Source organism: Nitrospira sp. Nam80 (assembly GCF_965152575.1).
Genome location: NZ_OZ224216.1, coordinates 3,968,536 through 3,984,906, shown reverse-complemented (window position 1 = coordinate 3,984,906; position 16,371 = coordinate 3,968,536). Strand labels below are relative to the sequence as shown.

Here is a 16,371-nt window from a genome sequence, read left to right as displayed (position 1 = left end):
GAATAGCGAGGCCTGTCCGAACGCATAAATGGTAGTCATTTAATTGCGGCAGTCGGTCTGAAAGACCGATCTATCGTCGAGCCGGACCGCGGTGAGGTGATTGCCCCACACACAACCGCTATCAAGGGCTATGATGTTGGGCTTCAGGCAGAGGCCAAGGGCCGCCCAATGCCCGCATACGATCGTGATGTCTTCATTTTGCCGGCCGGGAATATCGAACCACGGAAGGAAGCCCTTCGGTGCCCGGCTCGGCGGACCGGAGAATTCAGGTTCCATCAAGCCGGCAGCGGAACAGGTTCGCAGCCTGGTGAGAACCGTGGCAATTGCTGCAACGCGGGCCGAGCCTGTTAAGGAAGAAGACCATTGCCAATCGGAACTCGAATAGAGCGTGCGCAAGAAGGTCTGAAAATCGAGACCCTGAAGCATGGATTCCGCTTCCACGGCAAGTTGCGCGGCCTCTTCTATAGTCCACTGCGGAAGCAATCCCGCATGTACCAACGCGAAGGAGTCCGAACGATACAGTAACCGCTGCCGCCGCAACCAGCCGATTAATTCCCAGCAATCCGGGGCATCGAGCACGTCCCTGATCGTATCCTTGGGACGTAGGGACACAATGCCTGATGCGGCGGCAATCAGAAACAAGTCGTGATTTCCGAGTACGACGGTTGCGGCGTCGTGCAAGTTTTTGACATATCGAAGGACGTGGAGTGACGCCGGGCCGCGATTGACAAGGTCTCCCACAAACCAGAGGCGGTCTCTTGAAGGGTCAAAGTCGATGCGTCGGATGAGTTTCTCCAGGGCAGTGAAACACCCTTGCACGTCGCCGATCGCGTAGATGGCCATGTGGAAGAGAGTATCGTGATGCGAAGGCGGCGGCAAGTGTGAAGAAGGCTCGGTGGAGCGGGGAAGATAAGGAGTCAGTTGAAGTGAAAGTCTTCAATGGCCCAACGGTCGCCTTCCTTCACCACGGTAAAGACGGCGGATGTTTTCTCCTTGCCCAAGGCTCGCACAGTGCCCGAAAAGGTCGCAACGTTATCCTTCATATGTCGATCAAGGAAATCGCTGGTGTAGTTATTGTCCACGATCTTGTTGCTCTGTATCAATTCTGTGAATTGCTCTGGCGTTATACGGCTTTTTGCGGTAGCCGAGAGAAAGTTATAGGCCGTCTGATAGTCATGGTTGCCGATAGCTTCCAATTGGGCATGGACGACCTTGGCTGGCTCGAGGGTCCGTCCCCAAAACCACCAGCCCAATCCGACAAGTATGCCGATGACGGCGATCTTTTTCATGGGGCATCCCCGTACCCGCCGCTTGCTGATGACCTAACCGAAGTGTAGGATTCATGGGCGATTCTGTCAAAGAAAGGGCAATAACTGACCCCACTCATAGCAGGCCGGTTGTGGAGAAAGCCGGGCGACGCTACGGATATTTGGCTTCGATTCTACTGGAGAGGCCGCCGCGAGCCTTGAAATCCCCGGTCACTTTGGCCCAGACAGGCCGGCAAGCTTTCACGACATCGCGAAGAATCCGGTTCACAGCGTTCTCGTAGAAGATCCCGACATTGCGATAGGCATGGACATACATTTTGAGCGACTTCAGTTCGAGGCAGGATCGGTCCGGCATATAGGAGAGGGTAATGGTACCGAAGTCAGGCAAACTGGTCTTCGGACAAATGGCGGTATACTCGGGGATCTCGATCGTTATTTCATATCCCTTATATTGGTTCGGCCAGGTTTCGATTTCAGGCAGAGCCGCGGTTAAACCACTCTTGGCATGGGCTTCGGAATACTCAGGTCTACTGCTTCGCTTGCTCACAGTTGTTTCATCCATTCCAGTTGATCGATCTTCTCCAGTTGCTGGTACAATGTCACCCATGGGCATGCCATTTCCGGATAGACCTCGCAAAAGCCTCCTTTTCGGACGCCGCCGCAGGGGCCGTGACTCATGAACTTGGGGCATTCCGACTTCAATGAACCGTCTGGGATCGGAGGGCGCTTATGGACCCCTCCGGTCTGTTGAGAACCTTCGTCTTCTCCTGGAATAATGACTCGCAACGGCATTCGTACAGTGTAGCCTTAAAATGCTTCAGCCGGCAATCTTATTCATCCTCGATTCGGCTTTCAACCGTTGCCTATGGCGGGGCGATTCGGATATTAAGTGCCGGCGCAGACTTCTCTACAGCGATGTTATGTTAGGGCCAAGGGCCTAGCCCCTATAACGGCACTAGGCCTTCTTTCGTCCGACGTGGGTCTTCTGCAAAGTTGCATTGCCTCCTTGTACCGCTATACACTGAGATTGCCTTGAATTGACGGCAAGTTCTGCCAGGGTTTCCAATTGACAGTTTTTTTCAGCCTTTGTTACACTCGGCGACTGTCTGCTTTGAGCGCGGAGTTCTCGGTGAGCGATCGGCAGATCATTTCCTCGTAACAGCGGGCACCATTCAGAATCATTTGAACGGCTTTCAGATACCGCCGAAGCCGATCAAGCATAGAAGGAGGGATCCCAATGAGTCTTGATTACGTGAAATTTTCGAACGGCTTCGAAAAGTTCATGCCGAAAGAATATCGAGATATGGTGGAGCATGGTCCCTTCGGGAAGAAAGTCTCCGTGTCTCAAATGGGCTCCTTCAAGGAAATCCTTGAAGAGCACCCGATGTGCGCCGGATGCGCCATGACACTCTTTATCCGACTCGCCATGATTTCCTTTCCCAATCCTGAAGATACTATCACGGTCGGCACCGCCGGTTGCGGACGACTGGCCATTTCGCAAGCGGCTATTCCTTTCGTGTACGGCAATTACGGCGATCAGAACGGTGTCGCCACAGGGCTTTCGCGCGGGCTAAGACTGCGCTTCGGTGATAAGCCCAAAGACGTGGTCGTGATGGTTGGCGACGGCGGAATGGCGGACATCGGGTTCTCGGCGACGCTCCATTCATGGTTCCGGCGAGAGAAGTTCACCACGATCATGTTGGACAATGAAGTGTACGGGAATACGGGTGGCCAGGAAAGCGGTATGACGAACCGGGGAGCTGTGCTGAAGATGGCTCCGTTGGGGAAGAAGTTCGATAAGATGGATATGGTGTCCATGGCCAAGGTGGCTGGATGCGCCTACATTGCCACCGTCGTACCCAATAATCCCCGGCGCGTGGAAAGCGTGATCAAGAAGGCCGTGTTGATCGCGCGGGAAGTCGGTCCGACATATATTCAAGCGTATACGTCCTGTAACATCGAATATGCCATTCCCACCGACAAAGTTATGGAAGACGCCAAGAATGTCGAAAACGACCGCTATCAATTTACCGAATACATTACGGATGATGCGAAGCAATATCTGACGGATCGGTATGGCTACAGAGAATTCCAGCAAAAGCCGGCTGCCAAGGCGGAGATTCCGAAGGCCTAAATCAGGTGACGATCGGTTTCGGCAAGGTCCATAACTGAAGGAGCGGAGCAATGTCAAAACGATTCAATATCCGCATGGCGGGCGTCGGAGGGCAAGGAGTTGTGACGGGGTCGCACATTCTCAGCACGGCGGTGATCAATGCCGGCGGTGAAAGTACAATCGTTCCTTTCTATGGTTCCGAAAAGCGAATGGCCCCGGTTGAGAGTTATGTGAGGGTCTCGGATGAACCAATTTATGAGATCGGCGAGATCACCTTTCCTCACATCATTATCATCTTCCACCCGCAGGTCATTACGCACGGCAAGTCATACACGATGCCGTTTTATTTTGGATTGAAGGAAGACGGCATTGCCTTGATCAACAACGACGGGCCGATGAAGCTGCACAGAGATCAGGCGCGGGAATTGGAAGAGCGGCGTGCGAAACTCTATTATTTCCCGGCCACTAAGATTTCTCTGGACGTAGCGGGGATGGATCTTGCCACCAATATGGCATTGATGGGCGCGATCGGGGCGATTACCGGATTGACGACTATTGACGCCTTGTCTCAGGCAGTTAAGGATCGATTCCTCGGCAAAGGTTTCGTGGTCTCCGGTGGAACTGCCGCGCTGGACAGTGTGGTCGAACGGAAGTTCAAGAAAAAGCAGGAACTGATTGAGAAAAATGTGGCGGTCATCCGCGCAGGCTGGAACTACGCTGTGGATCAAGGCTGGAGCGCCCCGGCCGTCAAGCGTGCGGAAGCGCCTGAAGCGGTCGGCGCATAACCGGTACGGAAGGAGTCTCGATGTACCTTGTAGCAGATATCAACGTAGACATTTGTGCGGCAACGAGCTGCAAGCTTTGTACGCAGTATTGTCCAGAAGCGAATACCATTCTGTATAACGACAGCCTGGGTAAGGACAGAGGCTTTAAATACGGATCAGCGTATGTCGCAGTGGACCGGTGCAAGGGCTGCGCCCAGTGCGTCTGGGTCTGCGACAACATGTCGAAACATAATGCGATTAAGATGATCATGATCGATCAATTACCTCAGGCTGCTATCACGGACAATGTGACTTACGGCGAGAAAAGCACCACGGCCGTGTTGGCTAGTCCGGTGGTCGGTTAGAAAAGGGAGATCTCTACAGTGGCTGCAACACAAGATGCGAGAGAGAAGATTATCGTGCCGGGTCCAGCGGGGTTCCATCCTCCATCCGCCGCGCAGATGGGCGTCTCCTTGCCTGATCCCGGACAGGGGTTGTATTACGGCCTCTTGGAACCCAACGAGGAAAAGGTCATCGAAGAGATGGCGCGCAAGATGCTTACAAGCCCCAACGCGACACTCTTTCCCGGGCCGCTTGTGCTATGGGCGTGGAACGACCACGCGGTCGAAAAGGCCAAAGCGGTTCTTGAAATCGCAGCCCAGATCCCCGACGTGTTGATCATTCCCATGCCGGATTATCGGCCGAAGTATCCCAAAATCGATCCCGAGGAAGTGATTAATCCCAATCATCCAAACCTCACGATTTGGGGTAATAAGATCGAAGCCTGTATCTTTATTGGGGTCCACTGCCACTACGCCAATTTGACCCTAAAGATGATTCGCGCCGGCACGAACTGTTGTACCATGGCCGTGTGCGCTGAGCAGGGCCATGAAGACGCCATGCTGACCATTCGTGATTCGGATACCGCCAAACTGAAAAAGGTAGCGCAGGTATTCAAGCGGGTGCGCGAACAGTTGGGCATCAAATTGCCGGATAACGGAGAGAATGTACGATTCACCGGCACGCAGTCGAAGGTGCATGGAGGAAAAACCCACACCAATCCAATGTCCTTTTCTCCGGAGCCCACCGCCCTCGGAAGCGCGGCCATGTTCGGGCATAAACCGGAACATATGCAAAGTGAAGCCTAGTTCGGTTTTGCAGACTATATAGCTATGAGGTGCGGCCATGAGTGAAGCCTTGGAATCCGAAGTCAAAACCAATCCGCAGGGTGATCCGATCACCAGCGTCGCGGCTCAAAAAGCGGACGTAAAGAAGGATCCGCACGCGGAAGCGAAAAAGCAAAAGGTGGTCAGCCCCGAATATATGTTTCTGGAGGCGCCTCGCACGCGGGAGTTCATTACCGGCAGCGAAGCGGCAAAAGAAGCCGTTCGGCGTTCCAACGTCGATGTGTCCATCGCCTACCCGATCACGCCTCAAAGCGAAACCATGCAATTGATCGGGGTTCTCTACGGCGAGGGGTACGTCAAAGAATATTTCCGCGGTGAAGAGGAATATGGAGTGATGTCGGCCATAGCGGGCGCTTCACGCGCCGGGGTGCGATGTTTCACGGCGACAGCCGGACCCGGTACGCTGCGCGGCATTGAGCCGATCGCGTCCTGGCCGGGTCACCGGCTTCCAGCCGTGGCGATGTTTACCTGTCGTGTTGTCAATGCGCCGCTGGCGATTCAGCCGGACAACATTGAGATCTCCTATCTGCTGAACTGCGGGATGATCGTGTTTCATGCCGAGAACCAGCAGGACATGTTTGACTTCATCATGAAGGGTTTCATCATCAGCGAGAAAAACGACGTGACGTTGCCGGTGGGAGTCTGCTGCGACGGCTTCTTTGTCACGCATGCCCGCGGGTATGTTCATATGCAAGAGCGGGGAATCAAACTTCCCCCGCGTGAGGCGTGGCGTGGTGCGGTTCCTGTACTCGATGCCGAGAATCCTCCGGCTCGGCTCTCGCGCGACGCTCCGGTGCAAAAGTCGAATTTCATGGCTTATAACATCCACGCGGTCTGGCAGCAGGAAGTGTGGGCCGCGGTGGAGCGTTCCCGCAAGTACATCATCAACTATATGGATGGCTTGTTAAGCGCGGAGAATGTCGATGACGCAGATGTGCTGATCGTCGCCTCGGGTAGCGCCGCCGCGCAGTCGCGGGAAGCCATGCGCCTCTGTAAGGAAAAGGGGATTAAGGTCGGTCTCATCAAAATTCGTTCGCTCCGACCGTTTCCCACCCTGGAACTCCGGCAGTTATGTGCCAAGGCCAAACTCATTGTTATTCCGGAATTTAACTATGTCGGATGGTTGGCCAAAGATGTCGCGGCTGCGATCTATGGGTATTCAAAGGCGAAGATCATCGGAGGGCCGAGGGTCTATGGCGGGCAGTCCATGCCGGTGGAACTTATCGTCGATGAAGTGGAGTCAGGAGCAACCGGAAAGAAATCGACCAACGTGGCGATGTCTCAAATCATGGGAATGACCGATTCCGATCAAGAAGCCATGGGTCATTTCATGCGCAGTATCTGACCCGGCGAAGGGCCGAAGATGAGAAGGGCCTGTTCGGTCATGCCGAACAGGCCCTTCGTCTTTAGTACCTAAAACAAGCCGGGTGAGGTGGACTTCATTATCCCTGGAGATCTTCCTCCACCAGGTCGGGACTATCGGGCATGCCATACGCGATGAACTTGGCGTACGACAAATAAATCATACTGCTGTCACGCATGGCGCGAGCGCCGTGAGTCATGCGCTCTAACTTCCCGGCATCCGCTGATTCGGACGACTGCAATGTCTTCACATAGTCTTCGAGCGCCAGCGTATATCGCTCCATGGCCTTCTCAACGTCCTTATAAGCGTGCAGGATAGTGTCGGTCATGACAGTGACTCCTCTCAATCGGTAAGATACCGCAGGTTTCTTTCGGGGGTCAACCACATGAGGGTCCTATGCGCCGGCTTTCTGAGGCGATCCTAACGGTCTTGTCGGAGGCCATCGGTCTTGACGTCCGGGATCAGGGGATCGCCGTGCCTGGGGTGCTGGTCCAGGACGTTCTCGAATTGTCCCGGCGATTTACGCGGGAACGGCGGAAGGCGCCAATGCCTTACATGGAGGATCGCCAGCTGGCTGCGGCATATCTTGCCTACTTTTTCCCGGTCAACGTCGCGAAAGTGCAGGAACTTCTCGAAGAGCTGGCGCCGGTTGTTGAATGCGGCCAAGATGGAGTGGTCCGTGTGCTGGAACTTGGCTGCGGTCCCGGCACCGGAGTAATGGGGATTTTGGATTGGGCCTGGTCAACAGGCTTACTTGAGAGCCGCGGGCTTGAATGCGTGGCGCTCGACCGATCCAAGCATGCGCTGAGTACATGTACAGAACTGTGGGCGAGCTATACCCACCGTGTTCTGCAGCCTATTCGACAAAAGGCAACCTTGCTTACGATGTGCCGGGATGTGCAGCACGGATTAGGTTCAGAAGTACAGTACCTAGCCGGATCGGGTGGGTACGATCTCATCATTATGCAGAATACTCTGAGCGAACTATTTGTAATGAAAGAATCTGAGCGAATCAAAGCGCGCGTCGGTTTGGTTGCGGAGGCCATGAGTATGCTGTCTTATCGTGGGACTCTCATGCTGATCGAGCCGGCGCTGCGCGACGCATCACGCGAACTCCATGAAGTACGAGACCGGCTCCTCGAGACCATGCACTGCACGTTGTACAGCCCTTGCTTGCACGAAGGCCCTTGTCCGGCGCTCATGAAACCGACCGACTGGTGTCATGAAGAGCGTGCGTGGATTCCTCCTGACTGGATCCGAGCTATAGACCGGAAGGCGGGATTCATCAAAGACGCGTTGAAGTTCTCCTATGCGCTTCTGCGCAAGGACGGTCGAACTGTGGTCGAACGAAATCCTGATCTGTATCGCATCGTGAGCGAGCTCCGGGTGATGAAAGGAGAAAAGCGGGCTTGGCTTTGCAGTGCACAAGGGCGACCGGAGGTTGGTCGGCTGGATCGGCTGACATCGCCTCAGAACGCGGCGGTCAACGGCTGGCATCGAGGCGCAATCGTGCGCATCAGCGAGATCGTGAGAAAGGAACGAGAGGGAAGAGTGTCGACGGTCGGTAGAATTGAAGGCGACACGGCAGTGCAGATCGTTCGCTCGGTGTGAATGGGTGTGAATAGTGGGTGCCACGCCGCGATGCGCGACGCAGGAGCGGCCAGCCAGCCTCCGCTTCGCGAAGCTGGAAGCTAAGAAGTTGCGCAGCCAAGTAGATGCGAAGCTTACTGCGGTCGAGCCGAAGCGTCTGAGCAGGCAGGAGCGGTCAGCCAGTTCTTACCCGGTCTTAAAGCTGTAATCCCTTAATCGATAATTTTCGCTGGAATCTGACGGCTGATTGCTGAACGGGGTGGACTAATCTGCTTCCGGTTCCGAACTGCCGTGCTGGTGGGTGACCCGGTCTTCGTCGAACAATTCCTCCATCTCCTCCGCGATCATGTCCCGATCGTTTGGAACGGAGACAAGTGGAATCTCCTTTCGCGGTTTGGCGGGTGGTTCCCCTGGAGGAGTTTGTCCCTGTGGCCGGGATGTATCAGAATCAGGCATAAGAACAGTATACACGATTCGGGGATGGATTACCTTCTACTCGAAGGCTTCCAAAGAAGAGCGTTCCGGGAACCGTGTCCGGCACGCGGCGCAGGTGACAAAATAGATCGCTTCCCGGACTGACATGGTCGCTCGGAAATCAAGATCGACCCCGCGATGCCGGCATGAAGGGCATGAAATTTCCTTAAGACGATACGGAATGTCCGGCTGAGTCCTCAGGTAAAAATCCATGTCCGTATAGACGGGGAACGTATACCGGCATTTCAAACACACACCCCGACATTCGCCGTCGGGCTGGAGGGTGCGTCGATCGATACCGAAACTATTGGCCTTACAGACGGCGCAACGTACATCTTGCAGGCGCTTCTCCACGTCTTCAAGGCTTGGTCTCCCCATTGTCGTCACACTCTTCCGTGAACCTGCTTTTCGGAATTACGACATTCTAATCGGAGTATAACGGTCATTTGCAGCAGACGCAATGCGACGGCGGCCAATAAATGATTTTCTTGACGCAAGGGGGTCCGGCTCTATACTAACGTTACCATGCACATGATCAGCAAGCGACTCATCGTCGGAAATATCGAGGATGCCGCGCATCCTCCCATTCAAGTCGGTGGGTTGTTGCTGGTCGCCGAAGAGCAAGATATCACCGCGCCTTCCTGGTTGGCCTATGCGAAGATTCCCCTGAAAGAGTTCGGCGAACCGCAAGCTTCCGCCTTGTGTGAGGCGGTAGATTGGATTGAATCCCATATCGCGCAGAATCGCATTATGGTGTGCTGCCGAGCCGGGATGGGGCGCTCTGTATCGGTCGTCATCGCGTATCTTTGTTGCGTGGAGAGCCTTAGCTATGACGAAGCGGTCAAGCTTGTTCTAACGAGGAGACCTGGCGGTGTGCCGCTTCCAAGACTGGAGGAGGCAGTTCAACAGGTGCTCGCCACCCGCCGCGATCGATCCCGCGGATCAAGCAGCCAAGTCGATCCAATAACCCCCACTCCCTCGCCAACTCCGTGACCTAGCCGACACGCTCAAATCTGCCCGAAATCGAGCCTGCGTCCGGTTGCCTTTTGCATAAGGCTCGTGGCGTAATGGCCGGTGCGACGGGTCCATATGTGCCTGTCGTCGGTCCATTCTCATTGCAGGTGTTGTTCATATGCCGGAGCTACCGGAAGCCGAAGTCGCCGCCGCGCAACTCCGCGGACGGATCCTCGGATCAATCGTCCAGGACTGTTGGGTCGGCCGATCTGACATCATTAGAGAGGGGCGCGACACGATGTCCTGGTACGACGGGAGCCGGGTCGAGGCCGTGGAGCGCAGGGGCAAGACCGTCGTGATCGCCTTTTCGCGGGACGGATACAAGCGATTTCTCGCCGCAGAACTCGGCATGACGGGGTTGCTTCTTTTTCGTTCCGCCCCATCTCGCTTTCCCCGGCATACCCATTTTGTGATGAAGTTCGAAGGAGGGCTGGAGCCGGAGCTGCGCTACTGGAATCCCCGTCGGTTCGGTCGGCTGTGCCTGTTCGATGCACAGGGTCTTGATTACTATTGCAGGCGACGGTTTGGCTGGGATCCTTTGACCATCACCAGGGAGGAGTTGAGGACTCTTATGGCAATGAGCCGCGGCCGGCTCAAACGGTTTTTGATGCACCAGCAGAAACTTGCCGGCATCGGTAACATCTACGCCAATGAAATTCTCTTCCGCGCCGGGCTTCATCCGAACTCAATCGCCGGGCGATTACGGCCTATGGAAATCGACACATTGCATGAAGCCATGCAAAAAGTGCTGCTGGAGGCCATCCAAAGCGGAGGCTCCAGCGTACGGGATTTCTTCGCTCCTGATGGAACATTAGGGACATACAGCCTTCATCATCGAGTGTACGGCAAAACGGGTGAGCCTTGTCCCAACCGCTGTGGGAGCTTCGTCAAACATTTGGTTCATGAGCGAAGTTCATTTTTCTGTCCCACCTGCCAATCGAACGGCAAGCGCTCAACGATCCGGCGCCCCTTGACTTCATGCGCAAGGGTTCCGTAGACTCAGCCCCCCATCGTTAAGAGTTTCAACGGCTTAGTCCGAATCCAGAGACCTGGAAGAGCGTAGGACTTCTGCGCTCGAAACGTGGGCCCTTTGGTGGATTGAGCTGATTCAAAGAATTGGCTATTCTTGCAGTCCTTTTTCCTTTTTCGACATAAGGAGTGGTGAGCCATGGCAAAAGTGCTCGAGGGACCGGGGATGGGACTCATGAAGAAGTGGGGCATCAATGTCCCCCATTATGTTGTTGTCACCTCAGTCGACGAACTGTCGAAGCTTGGTCAGGCCAATGATTGGCTGAAACAGTCGAAGTTGGTCGTGAAGGCTCATGAGGCTCTCGGATCACGCTTCAAGCTCGGGCTTGTGAAAGTGGATTTAGATTTGAAAGGGGCTGAATCAGCGGCGAAGGAAATGCTCGGACGGCAGGTCGGCAGCATCAACGTCTCACAAGTCATTGTGTCCGAGATGATTCCCCACAAAGAAGAGTATTACTGTGCCGTGAAATCGACTCGCGAAGGAGCCGATGTCTTGGTGGCGAACTGCGGCGGGATTGAAGTCGAATCCAATTGGGATCGTGTCAAGCGCCACTCGCTTGAAGTGGGACAGGCACCCTCGTCCGAGGACCTCCAGAAGCTTGCGAAGGAAGCCGGGTTTTCCGGAGACTTGATCAAGAAAATGGCGGAGTTTGCCGGAAAGATGTTCGCCTGTTTCGATAATGAGGACGCTCAGTACCTGGAAGTCAACCCTGTCGTGCTTCGCCAAAGCGACGGAGCCTTGCTCGCGTTGGATGCCGTGACTCTGTTGGACGGCGACGCTAAGTTCAGGCATCCGGATTGGAATTTTGCATTTGCCGCCGAATTTGGGCGAGCGTATTCCAAGGATGAACTCGACGTGATGGCGGTGGATTCGAAGATCAAGGGGTCGGTCAAGTTCATCGAGATTCCCGGCGGCGATACGGCGATGTTACCGGCGGGCGGCGGCGCCAGCGTCTACTATTCCGATGCCGTGGTGGCGCGAGGCGGAAAACTGGCCAACTATGCCGAGTATTCTGGCGACCCACCTGATTGGGCCGTGGAAGTGTTGACTGAAAAGGTCTGTTCCCTCCATGGAATTAAGAATATTATTGTCGGGGGAGCGATCGCCAACTTCACGGATGTGAAAAAGACTTTCGGCGGCATCATCAACGGTTTCCGAAAGGCGAAAGCGGACGGTAAACTCAATGGGGTTAAAATCTGGGTTCGCCGGGGCGGTCCACGAGAGAAGGAAGGTCTCGACGCCATGCGGGCCTTGAAGGAGGAAGGATTCGATATCAACGTGTTCGACCGGTATACACCGCTCACGGACATCGTGGATAAAGCGGTCCATTCAAGCAAGTAGCCCGCCGCCGTCGAGTACATGAACTTACTCACATAGGGGAGATCCCGATGAGCATCCTGGCAAATAAAGACACCCGCGTGGTCATTCAGGGCGGCGCCGCAGGCGTGAACGCCGCCCGACGCATGGCCGAATTCTGTTATTTGATCAAACGGCCATTGAATGTGGAGGCCTTCGTCTATCCTCCGGACGCCGGAAAGACGAACGAGATTCCCTACGGCAGCGGGCTGTTGGCCATTCCGATTTACAGGACCGTGGCGGATGCGACGAAGAACCACCCTCAAATCAATACCAGTCTGGTCTACATCGGGGCGGATCGCGCTATGGCGGCTGGGCTGGAAGCCATCAATGATACCAAGGTCCAGTTGGTATCGATGATCACGGAGGGAGTCCCGGAAAAGGACGCAAAGATTCTGGCTCGGCAGGCCACGAAACTCGGCAAGGTATTCAACGGTCCTTCGTCCATCGGCATCATTTCCGCCGGAGCATGTCGGCTGGGCGTCATCGGCGGCGCTTTCGATAATCTGGTTCTGTCGAAGCTGTATCGGGAAGGCTCCTTCGGGGTGATCACGAAATCCGGCGGGCTTTCGAATGAGATCATCTGGATTTGCTCGCAATTCGCCGACGGCATCACCACTGCGATCGGCATCGGCGGAGATGCCTATCCTGGCACCGATTACGTTTCCTACCTGGAAAAGTTTGAACAAGATCCTCAAACCAAAGCAGTCGTCATCGTCGGAGAAATGGGCGGCGACCTGGAGGAACGGGCAGCGGAATGGTACGGCGCCAAGAAGCGTAGGATCAAATTGATCGGCGTGGTCTCGGGGTTTTGCCAGGAAAGCCTGCCCAAGGGCATGAAATTCGGCCATGCCGGCGCGAAGGAAGGAATGAAAGGCGAGGGATCGGCGCGAGCGAAGTCTGATGCGCTCAAGAAAGCGGGCGCGCTTGTGCCGCCGACGTTCGGCGCGCTGGGACCCGCGATCAAGGAAACATATGAGGAATTTGTGAAGTCCCGGCAGATCGTCCCGGTGGCGGACGTCAATCCCACGGACCTTCCCAAATTGCCGAAAACAGTCGAAGAAGCGATGCGGGCACAGGAAGTTACCGTTGTCCCGCTGATTCGGACGACGATCAGCGACGACCGAGGCGATGAACCGTTGTACGATGGCTATCCCGCGTCTGAACTCATCAACAAAGGCTATGAGATTCCTCACATCGTCGGCCTCCTCTGGGATAAGCGGCTGATTTCCAAGCAGGAAGCCGAAATCATCAAGCGGATCATCATGCTTTCCGCGGACCATGGGCCCTGCGTAAGCGGGGCGTTCGGCACAATCTTGGCCGCCTGCGCGGGTATCGGCATGTCCCAGGCGGTGGCGGCGGGATTGATCATGATCGGTCCCCGCTTCGGCGGTGCCGTGACTGATGCCGGCCGGTATTTCAAGCACGCCGTCGATCACAAAATGAGCGTGGATGAATTTCTTGGGTATATGAAGAAGAACGTCGGCCCCGTGCCGGGCATCGGCCACCGGGTGAAAAGCCTGCGCAATCCCGATAAGCGGGTCAAGGAACTGGTGGGTTACGTCAAGAGTTTGGCAATCAAGACTCCTCACCTGGATTTTGCATTGGAAGTCGAAAAAGTGACCGCGGCGAAAAAAGACAATCTGATCCTGAACGTCGATGGAACCATGGCGGCCGTGCTGGTGGATCTTGGCTTTCCGGTCGAAAGCCTGAACGGGTTCTTCATCCTTGCGCGCACCATTGGATTGATCGGCCATTGGGTTGACCAGAAGCGGCAGGAAAGCCGATTGATCCGGCTCTTTGATTACTTGGTCAACTATGCGGCGCCCAAACGGCGGGAAGTCCCGCCCTTACAGTAATCGCGGGAAGTTCCACTGTAAAATACATACTGAGGGGAGTGCCGAGGGATCCTGTCGCTCAGCATTCGGAACTCAGAATTTAGAATTGAGAGGATAAACTGCCATGTCGCTCGAATTGACCAAACAACTCTACGCCAAGATGCCGGACGTGATCGCGAAGGCACGGAAAAAATTCGGCCGCGCGCTGACGTTGGCCGAAAAAATTCTCGTCTCGCACGCGGACAATTTTGACTCCCAGGTATGGGAACGTGGGAAAGCCATGCTGGCGCTCCGTCCCGATCGCGTGGCGATGCAGGATGCGACGGCACAGATGGCCATGCTGCAGTTCATGCAAGCCGGTAAGAAGAAAGTGGCGGTGCCGAGCACGATTCACTGCGATCACTTGATCCGCGCGGAAGTGGGATCGCAGAAAGATCTCTTGCGTGCGATGGATGAGAATAAGGAAGTCTATAACTTTCTGGCTTCCGCGGCCAAAAAGTATGGGATAGGCTTCTGGAAGCCAGGCTCCGGTATCATCCATCAGGTGGTCCTGGAAAACTATGCTTTCCCAGGCGGCTTGATCATCGGCACCGATTCGCATACGCCTAACGGCGGAGGTCTCGGGATGCTGGCTATCGGGGTCGGTGGCGCGGACGCGGGCGAAGTGATGGCGGGTTTGCCTTGGGAGGTACTGCATCCGAAATTAATCGGCGTGAAGTTGACGGGAAGGTTGAACGGATGGGCTTCGCCGAAAGATGTCATCCTGTATCTCTGCGGTCTGCTCACCGTCAAAGGCGGCACCAATAAGATCGTGGAATATTTTGGGCCGGGAGCCGAGACGATCAGCGCCACGGGAAAAGGCACGATCACGAACATGGGAGCGGAATTGGGCGCCACCACGTCCGTGTTCCCATTCGATCAGAAGATGGTAGCCTATCTGAATTTGACCGATCGAGCCGACCTGGCCAACTTGGCCCAAGCCAATAAGAATCTCTTGGTCGCCGACCCTGAAGTAGCTCAGGCACCGGAAAAATACTACGATCAAGTGGTCGAGGTGGATCTATCCCAGTTGGAACCACACGTCGTCGGACCCCACACGCCGGATTTGGCTCGTCCGATCTCGAAAATGGCTGCGGAGGCGAACGAAAAAGGCTATCCGATCGAACTCAAGGCGGCCTTGATCGGAAGCTGTACTAACTCCTCCTATGAGGACATTAGCCGTTCTGCGCATATTGCGCGCCAAGGTATGAAGGCCGGCCTCAAGGCGAAGACCGCGTTTCTCGTTTCTCCTGGATCTGAACGGATTTACCACACGATGAAGCGTGACGGGTTTATGGAGACGTTTGAGCAAATGGGCGCCACGGTGTTGGCGAATGCCTGCGGGCCTTGTATCGGGCAATGGAAGCGCGCCGATGGCGTGAAAGGGAAAGCCGATTCGATCGTGAGCTCCTTCAACCGGAATTTCCCCGGCCGCAACGACGGGATCAGTGACACGCTCTCGTTCCTGGCGAGCCCGGAAATTGTCACCGCCTACGCCTTATCCGGGTCTTTGAACTTTGATCCGGTTCACCAGACTCTGAAAGGAGCGGACGGCAAAGAGTTCAAGCTCGATCCTCCCCAGGGAGAAGAATTGCCGGCCAAGGGTTTTGCGAAAGGCGAAGAAGGGTTTGTCGCTCCGGCCGAGAATGGCGATAGCTTGACGGTAGAAATTCCTCCGACCAGCGAACGCCTGCAGCTGTTGCAGCCCTTTCCCCGATGGGACGGCAAGGATTTCGATAAGCTGCCGTTGCTCATCAAGACCAAAGGCAAAACGACCACTGATCATATCTCGCCGGCCGGACCGTGGCTCAAATATCGCGGCCATCTCGATAAAATCAGCGACAATATGTTTTTGGGAGCGAATAGCGCGTTTTCTTCGGAACCGGGCAAGGGCACCGACGTGCTGACCGGCGAATCCGGTTTGACGATTGCCGCGATTGCGCGCCGCTATAAGGCTCAGAACATCGGCTCCTTTGTCGTGGGGGATGAAAATTATGGTGAGGGCAGCAGCCGCGAACATGCCGCGATGTCGCCTCGCTTTTTAAACGTGCGGGTTGTGCTTACCAAGAGCTTTGCGCGCATCCATGAAACCAACCTCAAGAAACAGGGAATCCTGCCGCTGACGTTTGTGGACCCGAAGGATTACGACACAATCGACCAGACCGATCGCTTGAGCGCGACCGGGCTCAATAATCTGGCTCCGGGAAAGCCAGTGACGGTCATGATTCATAAGGCCGACGGCAGGACGTTGACGATTCAGGCCAATCACAGCATGACCGATCAGCAAATCACGTGGTTCAAAGCCGGTTCGGCGTTGAACGCCTTGAACTAACCA

At 55.3% G+C, this 16,371-nt stretch carries 17 protein-coding genes; 11 read left to right on the top strand and 6 right to left on the bottom strand.

The window, feature by feature from the left end:
- Window positions 1–39 precede the first annotated feature (39 nt).
- From ACWGXE_RS18635 to ACWGXE_RS18620, 4 genes are all read right to left on the bottom strand, one after another.
- Window positions 40–843 carry a symmetrical bis(5'-nucleosyl)-tetraphosphatase gene (locus ACWGXE_RS18635; protein ID WP_447599540.1) on the bottom strand — a complete coding sequence of 268 codons (804 nt, stop codon included), beginning with the start codon at window positions 841–843 and terminating at the stop codon, window positions 40–42.
- 74 nt (window positions 844–917) lie between these two features.
- Entirely contained in the window at window positions 918–1,289 is a 372-nt protein-coding gene (locus ACWGXE_RS18630; protein ID WP_447599538.1) for a DUF4864 domain-containing protein, read from the bottom strand.
- Between the two features lie 130 nt (window positions 1,290–1,419).
- Entirely contained in the window at window positions 1,420–1,830 is a 411-nt protein-coding gene (gene queF, locus ACWGXE_RS18625) for a preQ(1) synthase (protein ID WP_447599536.1), read from the bottom strand.
- Window positions 1,812–2,060: a methylenetetrahydrofolate reductase C-terminal domain-containing protein gene (locus ACWGXE_RS18620; RefSeq protein WP_447599534.1), complete on the bottom strand. Its 249-nt coding sequence runs from the start codon at window positions 2,058–2,060 to the stop codon at window positions 1,812–1,814. The genes queF and ACWGXE_RS18620 overlap by 19 nt, the downstream gene beginning before the upstream one ends.
- Window positions 2,061–2,505: 445 nt before the next feature.
- On the opposite strand from ACWGXE_RS18620, the gene ACWGXE_RS18615 reads away from it, so the two are divergent.
- From ACWGXE_RS18615 to ACWGXE_RS18595, 5 genes are read left to right on the top strand one after another with little or no spacing between them, the layout of a single operon-like run.
- Window positions 2,506–3,402 carry a thiamine pyrophosphate-dependent enzyme gene (locus ACWGXE_RS18615; protein ID WP_447599532.1) on the top strand — a complete coding sequence of 299 codons (897 nt, stop codon included), beginning with the start codon at window positions 2,506–2,508 and terminating at the stop codon, window positions 3,400–3,402.
- 50 nt (window positions 3,403–3,452) lie between these two features.
- Window positions 3,453–4,166 (top strand): 2-oxoacid:acceptor oxidoreductase family protein, encoded by a 714-nt coding sequence (locus tag ACWGXE_RS18610; protein WP_447599530.1) that lies wholly within the window; start codon window positions 3,453–3,455, stop codon window positions 4,164–4,166.
- Between the two features lie 20 nt (window positions 4,167–4,186).
- On the top strand, window positions 4,187–4,510 hold the full coding sequence (locus ACWGXE_RS18605) for a pyruvate ferredoxin oxidoreductase (protein WP_447599528.1): 324 nt from the start codon (window positions 4,187–4,189) through the stop codon (window positions 4,508–4,510).
- An 18-nt stretch (window positions 4,511–4,528) separates the two neighbouring features.
- A complete protein-coding gene (locus ACWGXE_RS18600) occupies window positions 4,529–5,293 on the top strand; it encodes a carbon monoxide dehydrogenase beta subunit family protein (RefSeq protein WP_447599526.1) in 765 nt (254 codons plus the stop codon).
- A gap of 37 nt (window positions 5,294–5,330) precedes the next feature.
- Window positions 5,331–6,677, top strand: a complete 1,347-nt coding sequence (locus tag ACWGXE_RS18595; protein WP_447599524.1) for a transketolase C-terminal domain-containing protein — start codon at window positions 5,331–5,333, stop codon at window positions 6,675–6,677.
- 97 nt (window positions 6,678–6,774) lie between these two features.
- Here ACWGXE_RS18595 and ACWGXE_RS18590 read toward each other — a convergent pair whose 3' ends face one another.
- A complete protein-coding gene (locus ACWGXE_RS18590) occupies window positions 6,775–7,023 on the bottom strand; it encodes a hypothetical protein (protein ID WP_447599522.1) in 249 nt (82 codons plus the stop codon).
- A gap of 68 nt (window positions 7,024–7,091) precedes the next feature.
- Between ACWGXE_RS18590 and ACWGXE_RS18585 the strand changes: the two genes are divergently transcribed.
- Window positions 7,092–8,306, top strand: coding sequence for a small ribosomal subunit Rsm22 family protein (locus ACWGXE_RS18585; RefSeq protein WP_447599520.1), 1,215 nt, complete (start codon window positions 7,092–7,094; stop codon window positions 8,304–8,306).
- 471 nt (window positions 8,307–8,777) lie between these two features.
- On the opposite strand, the gene ACWGXE_RS18580 is transcribed toward ACWGXE_RS18585, so the two are convergent.
- Window positions 8,778–9,137: a hypothetical protein gene (locus ACWGXE_RS18580; RefSeq protein WP_447599519.1), complete on the bottom strand. Its 360-nt coding sequence runs from the start codon at window positions 9,135–9,137 to the stop codon at window positions 8,778–8,780.
- Window positions 9,138–9,290: 153 nt separating this feature from the next.
- Between ACWGXE_RS18580 and ACWGXE_RS18575 the strand changes: the two genes are divergently transcribed.
- The 5 genes from ACWGXE_RS18575 (at window position 9,291) to ACWGXE_RS18555 (ending at window position 16,368) form a co-directional block, all read left to right on the top strand.
- Entirely contained in the window at window positions 9,291–9,752 is a 462-nt protein-coding gene (locus ACWGXE_RS18575; protein ID WP_447599518.1) for a protein-tyrosine phosphatase family protein, read from the top strand.
- A 139-nt stretch (window positions 9,753–9,891) separates the two neighbouring features.
- A complete protein-coding gene (gene mutM / locus ACWGXE_RS18570) occupies window positions 9,892–10,770 on the top strand; it encodes a bifunctional DNA-formamidopyrimidine glycosylase/DNA-(apurinic or apyrimidinic site) lyase (RefSeq protein ID WP_447599517.1) in 879 nt (292 codons plus the stop codon).
- Between the two features lie 171 nt (window positions 10,771–10,941).
- Window positions 10,942–12,144 (top strand): ATP citrate lyase citrate-binding domain-containing protein, encoded by a 1,203-nt coding sequence (locus tag ACWGXE_RS18565; protein ID WP_447599516.1) that lies wholly within the window; start codon window positions 10,942–10,944, stop codon window positions 12,142–12,144.
- Window positions 12,145–12,191: 47 nt separating this feature from the next.
- Window positions 12,192–14,018: a citrate/2-methylcitrate synthase gene (locus ACWGXE_RS18560; protein ID WP_447599515.1), complete on the top strand. Its 1,827-nt coding sequence runs from the start codon at window positions 12,192–12,194 to the stop codon at window positions 14,016–14,018.
- A gap of 103 nt (window positions 14,019–14,121) precedes the next feature.
- Window positions 14,122–16,368: an aconitate hydratase gene (locus ACWGXE_RS18555; RefSeq protein ID WP_447599514.1), complete on the top strand. Its 2,247-nt coding sequence runs from the start codon at window positions 14,122–14,124 to the stop codon at window positions 16,366–16,368.
- Window positions 16,369–16,371 lie beyond the last annotated feature (3 nt).